The organism is Vulcanococcus limneticus LL (assembly GCF_002252705.1).
GTDB classification, from domain to species: domain Bacteria; phylum Cyanobacteriota; class Cyanobacteriia; order PCC-6307; family Cyanobiaceae; genus Vulcanococcus; species Vulcanococcus limneticus.
On the sequence record NZ_NQLA01000019.1, the window covers coordinates 45,090 to 53,148 of the forward strand.

Below are 8,059 nucleotides of genomic sequence, written 5' to 3' on the forward strand. Positions count from 1 at the left end.
GCGCCGTTGATGTGGGTCTATGGATCCTGCTGTCGCTTCGCCCTGGGCGGTGCTATCAGGTGTGGAGGCTGGCTCCCCATGACCCTCTCCACCCAGAGTCTGGTGCTGCCGGTGCGGCAGTACTACGTCCAGACCGACAGCCAACTGCCGGGCCAGGCCCTGCGCATGTGTTTCTCCTCCACCTGCGCCATGGCGGTGAAATACCTGCAGCCCAAGGCGCTGCTCGGCCCCAATGCCGACGACGCGTACCTGCGCACCGTGCAGCGCTACGGCGACACAACATCCCCAGAGGCGCAGATCGCCGCCTGCGCCGATTTCGGCGTGGTCGCCAGCTTCCGCACCGATGGCACCCAGGACCAGCTGCTGGAGGAACTGGAGGGGGGCTTTCCGGCGGCGACCGGCTTTCTGCACCACGGCCCCTCCTCGGCCCCGCGGGGTGGTGGCCACTGGATCCTGGCGGTGGGCTACAAGCCGGGTTTCGGCGTGTTCAACGATCCCTACGGCGAACTCGACAACCGCAACGGCGGCTACCTGCAGGTGGGTAGCGGCGGCCGGGCCGTGGCCTACAGCTGGCGCCACTGGCTGCCGCGCTGGCAGGTGGAGGGTCCGGCGGCTGGCTGGTGGATGCGCTTCCGCCCGGCCCCGTCCGGGGCACCCCCAGCTCAGCCGAGCGATGCCCGGCTCGCCTGAAGCCGCTCCAGCTCAGTGAGCACCTCCTGGCTGTGGCCCGTGGGCCGCACCGCCACCCAGCGGGCCCGCAGCACCCCCTCCGGATCGATCAGAAAGGTGTGGCGCTGGGAAAAGGGGGCGATCCAGGAGCCGTAGCGCTGGCTCACAGTGCCCCCTGGATCAGAGAGGAGGGGGAAGGCGAGATCCTCGCTGCCGCAGAAGGAGGCGTGGGAGTCCGGGTCATCGGCGCTGATGCCGACCACGGTGGCGCCGCGGCGCCGGAAGGCCGCCAGATCCTTCTGGAAGCCCCGGGCCTCCAGGGTGCAGCCCCCTGTGAAGTCGCGCGGATAGAAATAGAGCACCAGCCACTGACCGGCGAAGTCGCCCAGGGCGCGATGGGCCTGGCGCACGGCGCTGCCCTCGGGCACCACGCCGTCGAGGTCGAAGGCCGGGGCGGGGTGATCGATCTCGGGCAGGACCCCACCAAGGGCAAGGGCCTGCGGCGCGAACGCCAGCAGGCCCAGGGATGCCAGGGTGAGGCCGCCGAGGAACTGGCGGCGCTGCATGGTGATACGTCTGAGAGCTCTGGAGCCGGAGACGACGGAACCGTTGGCTCAGATCTTGGCGAGGTTGATGCCCAGCTCCTTGGCATAGGCACCCAGACCCTTCTTCTGGATGGTCTTGAGGGCGCGGGTGGAGACGCGCAGCTTGATGAAACGGTTGCCCTCGGCCCACCAGAGGCGACGCTCCTGCAGGTTCACCTGCTGCAGCTTCTTGGTGCGCACGTGGGAGTGGCTGACGGCCATGCCGTTGTTGGCGCGCTTGCCGGTGAGTTGGCAGACCCGGGACATGACCTTCAACCGAAGAAAAACATTGCAGGCCGTGGCCTACTGGGGGATCGTATCAAACAGGAGATCACCACCGGCTGAACGCCAATCGTGCGCCATTCGAACGCCGGGGATCACCCAGGGGCTCACAGCGGCCCCAAGCGGCAGCGCTCCCCTGAGCTGGCATCGAACCACAGCTCCCGATCGACCCGCCAGCTCACCTCGAGCGGCTCCTCAAGGGTCTGGTCCGCACCACAGAGCAGCTTGAGCGGGCCCCGGCTGCTCTCCAGCCACAGGAGTTGCTGGGCCCCCAGCCACTCGCGCTGCCGCAGCTGCACCGGCAGCCCTCCCTGGCTCACCAGCTGCAGGTGCTCGGGTCGCAGGGCGAGCTGGCGACCCGCCTCAGCCGCCAGCAGATTGATGGCGGGACGCCCCAGGAAGCTCGCCACAAAGAGGTTGGCGGGATCGTGGTAGAGCGCGTGGGGGGTGCCGAGTTGCTGCAGACGCCCCTGGTGCAGCACCGCGATGCGATCGGCCAGCCCGAGGGCCTCCTGCTGGTCGTGGGTGACGTAGATGGCCGGATGGCCGCTGCCCCGCAGCAGCTGCCTCAGCTCCGGCCGCAGGGCATCGCGCAGCTGGGCATCGAGGTTGCTCATCGGTTCATCCAGCAGCATCAGCTGCGGCTGGCGCAGCAGGGCCCTGGCCAGGGCCACCCGCTGCCGTTGCCCGCCCGAGAGCTGGGCCGGCCTGCGCAGCTCGAGCCCCTGCAGCTGCAGCAGGTCGATCACCGCCGCGATGCGATCGCGCCGCTGGGCCGCCGGCATACCCCGCACCTCCAGCCCCAGCTCCAGGTTTCCCACCACCGTGAGGTGGGGGTAGAGGGCGTAGCTCTGGAACACCATCGCCACTTGGCGGGCCCCCGCTGGCTCCGCCGTGATCTCCCGCCCGTTGAGCAGGATGCGGCCGCTGCTCACCGGGTCGAGGCCCGCCAGCAGCCGCAGGGTGGTGGTCTTGCCGCAGCCGCTGGGACCCAGCAGGGCCAGCACCTCCCCCGGGGCGACCTGCAGGCTCAGGTCCTCCAGCAGCGCCCGCCCAGCCTGGTGACGGCACAGCCGCTGCAGCTCCAGCCCGCTCATCGCCGCGTCCGCCTCACCAGCCTGGGGCCGCCGCGTCTCCATCTCATCCCCTCACGGAGCCCTGGGTGAGGCCGCTCACGATCTGGCGCTGGAACAGCAGAACAAGGGCCAGCAAAGGCAGGCTGCCCAGCACCGTGGCGGCGGCGTAGGCCCCGTAGGGCACGGCATACACCGAGGAGCCGGCGATCCGGGCCATGGCGGTGGGCAGGGTGAGCAGCTCGGCCCTGCTGATCCAGGTGAGGGCGATCGGGTACTCGTTCCAGCTGAACAGGAACACGAGGATCGCGGTGCTGGCGATGGCCGGTGCCAGCAGCGGCAGCAGCACCCGCCGCAGGCGCTGCCCCAGGTTCAGCCCCTCCAGCCGCGCCGCATCCTCCAGGTCGGGCGGCAGATCGGCCAGGGCCGCCCGCAGCAGCAGCACCGCCAGCGGCAGGGACAGGCCCGCGTAGGGCACCGCCAGGGCCAGCAGCTGGTTGCCCCAGCCCAGGGCACGGGCCAGCTCCAGCAGGGCCAGAAACAGGAGTACATAGGGGAACTTCGCCGCCGCCAGCAACAGCAGGGTGATCAGTCGCTGCAGCCGCAACCCCTGCTGCTGCAGGCCGTAGGCCGCCGGGATGGCCAGGGCCAGGGTGAGTCCCGTGCTGGCGCCACCCACCAGGGCGCTGTTGAGCAGGTAGCGCCAGAACGGCGGTTGGCCCAGCAGCACCTGCCGGTAGTTGGCCAGGGTCCAGCCACTCAGCCAGGCCGCCGGTGTTGGGGCTACAAGGGCTTCCGGCGTGCGCAGGGAGGTGAGCAGCTGCCACAACAGGGGCAGCAGGCTCCACAGCAGGGCCCCCAGCAGCAGCAGGGGGTGGGGAGGGCGTCTCATCGCAGCGTCCCCTGCCAGCCGCGCCGGAGCAGCAGCAGCCCTGAGGTCAGCAGCAGCACCAGCAGGAACATACCCAGCATCACCGTGGCGCTATAGCCGAAATCGAGAAACCGCATGCCGTTGAGGTAGGCATAGAGCCCCAGGCTCTCGGTGCTGCTGGCCGGCCCACCCCCGGTGAGCACCTGAATCAGATCAAACACCCCCAGGGCCTGGGCCAGGCGGAATAGGGCGGCGAGCAGCAGGTAGGGGGCCAGCAGCGGCAGGGTGAGGCGCCACAGCCGCTGGAGCGGGCCGGCACCCTCCAGCAGGAGGGCCTCCTCCAGCTCGGGCGGGATCGTCTGCAGCCCCGCCAGCAACAGCAGGGCCACAAAGGGCGTGCTCTTCCATACATCCGCCAGCACCGTGAACAGCCAGGTGGTGGCGGGGGTGGAGAGGAAGCCGTAGGGGCTGCCGCCCAAGCCCTGGATCAGGCGGTTGAGTGGGCCATAGGGATCGTTGAGCAACCAGCGCCAGCCCAGGGCCATCACCGTGGTGGGCAGGGCCCAGGGGAGCAGCACGGCCGCCCGCACTGCCCCGCGCTGCCGCAGCGGCTGGTGCAGCAGCAGGGCCAGCGCCAGCCCAAGCAGCAGCTCCAGGCTGAGGGACACGCCGGCGAAGCGCAGGGTCTGCAGCGTGTCCTGCCAGAAGCGCCCGTCACTCAGCAGCCGCTGCCAGTTGGCTCCGCCATTGGCCAGCGGCACCAGCCCCGTGAGCACCGAGGCGGCATGGCCGCTCAGCCAGGCGTAGCGCAGCAGGGGCCAGAGGAACACCACCCCCACCAGCAGGAGAGCCGGCGCCAGCAGCAGCAGGCTCATGGCGTCTCCCCCGCCGCCTGCAGGATCAGGGCGCTCTGGCGCTGGGCGCGTGCCATGGCCAGAGCCGCCGGCTGGTCGTCGCTCAGCAGGGCCGAGAGCTGGCGCTGCAGGGCATCGCTCAGCTGGGCGTAGACGGGCGTGAGCGGTCGCAGTTCGGCGTGCAGCAGGCCCTGGCGCAGCGCGGGCAGGAGGGGCAGGGCGGCCTCCAGGCTCGGGTCCTCCAGCAGCGATGTCCAGACCGGGGTGTAGCCGTAGCGGATCGCCAGCTGCCGGCCCACCGCCTCGCTGGTGAACCAGCGCAGCACCTCCGCCGCCTCGCGAGGGTGGCGGGAGCCCTTCAGCAGGGAGAAGCCCCAGCTGCCCTGGGTGGCGGCGGCCTGCTCGCCGGGAACCGCCACCAAGGGCGCCACCCCCACCCGGCCGGCCACGGCACTGCCGGGCCTGGTCAGTTCCCGCCAGGCGTAGGGCCAGTTGCGCATGAAGGCGGCCTCCCCCGCGCCGAAGATCTGCAGCGCTTCCGCCTCCGACACCGTGGCCACGGCCCGGGGGGTGATGCCCTGCCGCACCAGGCCGCTGAGCCAGTTGGCGGCGGCGATCGCCTCGGGTGACTGCAGCGCCGGTTGGGGGGCCTGGCCCGCGTCGTGCTGCAGCCACTGCCCGCCGAAGCCCCGCAGCACCTCCAGAAATACGCAGCTGAGCCCCTCGTACTGGCGCCCCTGCCACACGTAGCCCCAGCTCACCGCGCCACGCCGCTGCAGTCCGCGGGCGATTGTCTCCAGCTCAGTGGTGGTTCGCGGTGGCGCCGCCATCAGATCGGTGCGCCAGTACAGCAGGCCCATGTCGGCGAGCAGGGGCAGCCGCCAGAGATGGCCTGCGAAGGCGTTGCCCGCCTGGGCACCTGGGGCCATGCCGGCCAGGGCCTGATCCCCCAGCAGGGGTTCCAGGGGCTCCAGCCACCCGGCCGCCGCATACTTCGGCGTCCAGGTCACATCCATCAGCAGCAGGTCGTAGGGGGCATCCCCGAGCAGCAGGCTGCTGATGGCCAGGTCCGAGAGGGCCTCGGTGTCGAGGGGGCCACGGCTCACCGCGATCTGAACGCTGCGGTGGTCGCGGTTGAACTGCTGCACCAGCTCCGCCGTGGCATCGGCGAAGGGGGCTGGCATCAGCACCCCCACGGTCACACGGCGGGCTCGGGCCAGGGCCAGGCCACCGGCGAGGGCCAGCCAGAAGGCGAGTACGACGGCGATCAGCCGTCGCGCCGGGTTCGGCAGGGGTGGAAACCAGCCCGTCAAGCCATCAGAGGCCGCGCTCCATCAGCTTGCCCATCAGATCGCAGCTGCGCTGCTGGAAGCCGGCCAGCTGGTTGGGCTCCAGGCCGCCCACCGCGAGGCGCGCCGTCTCATAGAGGTGACGGCTCAGGTCATCCGCCAGCTGCTGGCTGGGGGAGCTGGCGCCGGCGCCGGTGATCACGGACCCGGCGGACAGCTTGAGCAGGCCCTCCACGAGCTTGTGCCGGCGGTTCACCAGCAGCACGTGGTGGTCGGGCAGGCCGGGCAGGCGCTGCTCCATCAGGGCGCCCATGTCGTTGAGGCGGCGCATCTGCTCCGGCAGCAGGATCAGGGCGGCCGGGGCGTTGTCGCCCTTGAGGGCCTGCACCTGGATCGTCACCTTGTCGTTGGCCAGGGCGCCCTTGAACAGGTCCCGCAGTTTTTCGGAGCTGTCCTTGCCGTCGGCGTCTGCCAGTTCGCTCTCCTGCTCCTGCAGGGAGTCGTCGAGCTCGGCGTCCACCCGCTGGAACTTCAGCTCGCTGTGGCGGTATTCGAGCCAGGGGATGAACTGGGTGTCGATGAAGGTGTCGGCCAGCAGCACTTCGGCGCCCTGGCTCTTCCACAGGGCCAGGGCGCCGGCCTGGCCGGCCTCATCGGTGCAGTAGAGGACCCGCGTGTCGGCGGCGGCATCCAGGCGGCTGCGGTAGCCCGCCAGGGTGGTGTAGGCCCTGCCGGCCTCGCCGGGGATCGGGTCGGGGTTGGCCAGCTCCGCCTCGCCACCTTCCTGGGCGGCGGCGGTGGTGCCGAACAGCACCAGATCGGCCACCTGATCAGCGAATTTCTCATCCTCCATGGCTCCGATCTTGATGAAGGGCGCCAGGGATTCCCAGATCTCGGCGTAGCGCTTCGGATCGTCTCGGTGCAGCTGCTTCAGCCGATCACCCACCTTCTTGGCCACGAAGCCGCCGATCGACCGCACGCGCCGATCGGTCTGCAGGGCCGAGCGGCTCACATTCAGGGGGATGTCAGGCGAATCGATCACGCCGCGCAGGGGCAGCAGGTAGCGGGGCACCACCTCCTTGATCGAATCCGACACGAACACGTTGTTGCAGTAGAGCCTGATCTCGCCCTTCTCCCAGTCGGCGCGGCCAGTGGATTTGGGGAAGAACAGGATGCCCTGCAGGTTGTAGGGGTAGTCGGTGTTGAGGTGCACCCAGAGCAACGGGTCACCCTGGAAGGGATAGAGGTAGCGGTAGAGCTCGATGTAGTCGTTGTCGGTGAGGTCGCGCGGGCTCTTACGCCAGGGGGCCTCGCGCCTGTTCACCGTTTCACCTTCCAGCTGCACTTCCACTGGCAGGAAGTCGCAGTAGGTGGTGATCAGGGTGCGGATACGGGAGGGCTCGATGTATTCGAGCTCCTCCTCCATCAGGTGCAGGATCACATCGGTGCCGGGCTCGCTGCGCTCGGCGCCCTCGAGGCTGAAGTTGGGGGAGCCATCGCAACTCCAGCGCACGGCCTCGGAGCCCTCGCGGGCGGAGCGGCTCACCAGCTCCACCTGCTTGGCCACCATGAAGCTGGAGTAGAAGCCCAGGCCGAAGTGGCCGATGATGGCGTCGCTCTCCTGCTTGTATTTCTCCAGGAAGTCTTCGGCGCTGGAGAAGGCCACCTGGTTGATGTAGCGCTTCACCTCATCGGCGCTCATGCCGATGCCGTTGTCGGAGATGGTGAGGGTCTTGGCCTCGCGGTCGATGCGGATCTGGATCCTGCCTTCAGGGCCCTCCGTGCAGTCGCCGGCCATGGCGGCCATGCGCCGCTTGCTGATGGCATCGACGCCATTGCTCACCAATTCCCGCAGGAACACCTCGTGGCCGGAATAAACGGCCTTCTTGATGATCGGGAAGATGTTCTCGGTGTGGATCTGAATCTGGCCCTGTTCTTCCAGCACCGCCATGGCAGCCCTCGCGTGGTCTGGTGCGACCGTAGGGGCCGCCGGCCGCCGGTCTCAACGGCGGCGAGGGAGGGGTCCCCGAACAGGCCGGGCCCGAGGCCACCACGTCTGAGGCAGGCCTGGGCCCATGCGGCCTCCCGCTGCGCTCGCTCGCGAGAGCCTGCTCGTTGGGCTGCTGGCGCTTCTGGCCGTCTGGGTGAGCCAGCACAGCCGCTCGATTGTCTTGGACAACCAGGTCCTGATGAGCCCCAGCCTGGGGGTGTTCGCCCTGCTGGAATTCGGCTGGCTGGGGCTGCCGGTGGGGATCGCCCACCCCTCTGCACCGCGTTGCCGTGGGGCCAACGATGGCGGCTGCAACCAAATGGGCCCGAGTGAGGTGCGCTAACCGCCGGCCCTGCAGGGGCTTGGCAGGGGGTGGAGCATGGGTGTGAGGTGCCTGCGCAGGCGCCGCAGGCTGCGCCGCTCGGCGTTCTGCACCTGGTTTTTGTT

Annotated in this window: 9 protein-coding genes; 2 read left to right on the forward strand and 7 right to left on the reverse strand. The window is 69.6% G+C overall.

Annotated elements, in window-relative coordinates; genetic code table 11:
- The first annotated feature begins 78 nt into the window (after window positions 1–78).
- Window positions 79–690 carry a hypothetical protein gene (locus CJZ98_RS09540; protein WP_094590740.1) on the forward strand — a complete coding sequence of 204 codons (612 nt, stop codon included), beginning with the start codon at window positions 79–81 and terminating at the stop codon, window positions 688–690.
- On the opposite strand, the gene CJZ98_RS09545 is transcribed toward CJZ98_RS09540, so the two are convergent.
- The 7 genes from CJZ98_RS09545 to htpG form a co-directional block, all read right to left on the reverse strand.
- Window positions 663–1,235 (reverse strand): peroxiredoxin, encoded by a 573-nt coding sequence (locus CJZ98_RS09545; protein ID WP_094590742.1) that lies wholly within the window; start codon window positions 1,233–1,235, stop codon window positions 663–665. The genes CJZ98_RS09540 and CJZ98_RS09545 overlap by 28 nt on opposite strands.
- A 48-nt stretch (window positions 1,236–1,283) precedes the next feature.
- Window positions 1,284–1,520 (reverse strand): 50S ribosomal protein L28, encoded by a 237-nt coding sequence (gene rpmB / locus CJZ98_RS09550; RefSeq protein WP_094590744.1) that lies wholly within the window; start codon window positions 1,518–1,520, stop codon window positions 1,284–1,286.
- Between the two features lie 122 nt (window positions 1,521–1,642).
- Window positions 1,643–2,674 carry an ABC transporter ATP-binding protein gene (locus CJZ98_RS09555; RefSeq protein WP_390625512.1) on the reverse strand — a complete coding sequence of 344 codons (1,032 nt, stop codon included), beginning with the start codon at window positions 2,672–2,674 and terminating at the stop codon, window positions 1,643–1,645.
- A 1-nt stretch (window position 2,675) separates the two neighbouring features.
- Window positions 2,676–3,500: a carbohydrate ABC transporter permease gene (locus CJZ98_RS09560; protein WP_094590746.1), complete on the reverse strand. Its 825-nt coding sequence runs from the start codon at window positions 3,498–3,500 to the stop codon at window positions 2,676–2,678.
- Entirely contained in the window at window positions 3,497–4,354 is an 858-nt protein-coding gene (locus tag CJZ98_RS09565) for a carbohydrate ABC transporter permease (protein ID WP_094590748.1), read from the reverse strand. Before CJZ98_RS09565 ends, CJZ98_RS09560 begins: the two co-directional genes overlap by 4 nt.
- The gene (locus CJZ98_RS09570; protein WP_232756365.1) at window positions 4,351–5,646 is read right to left on the reverse strand and encodes an ABC transporter substrate-binding protein; all 1,296 of its coding nucleotides are present in this window, start codon (window positions 5,644–5,646) and stop codon (window positions 4,351–4,353) included. Before CJZ98_RS09570 ends, CJZ98_RS09565 begins: the two co-directional genes overlap by 4 nt.
- A gap of 4 nt (window positions 5,647–5,650) precedes the next feature.
- Entirely contained in the window at window positions 5,651–7,573 is a 1,923-nt protein-coding gene (htpG, locus tag CJZ98_RS09575; RefSeq protein ID WP_094590750.1) for a molecular chaperone HtpG, read from the reverse strand.
- Between the two features lie 124 nt (window positions 7,574–7,697).
- Between htpG and CJZ98_RS09580 the strand changes: the two genes are divergently transcribed.
- Window positions 7,698–7,955 (forward strand): hypothetical protein, encoded by a 258-nt coding sequence (locus CJZ98_RS09580; RefSeq protein ID WP_094590752.1) that lies wholly within the window; start codon window positions 7,698–7,700, stop codon window positions 7,953–7,955.
- The last annotated feature ends 104 nt before the right edge of the window (window positions 7,956–8,059 follow it).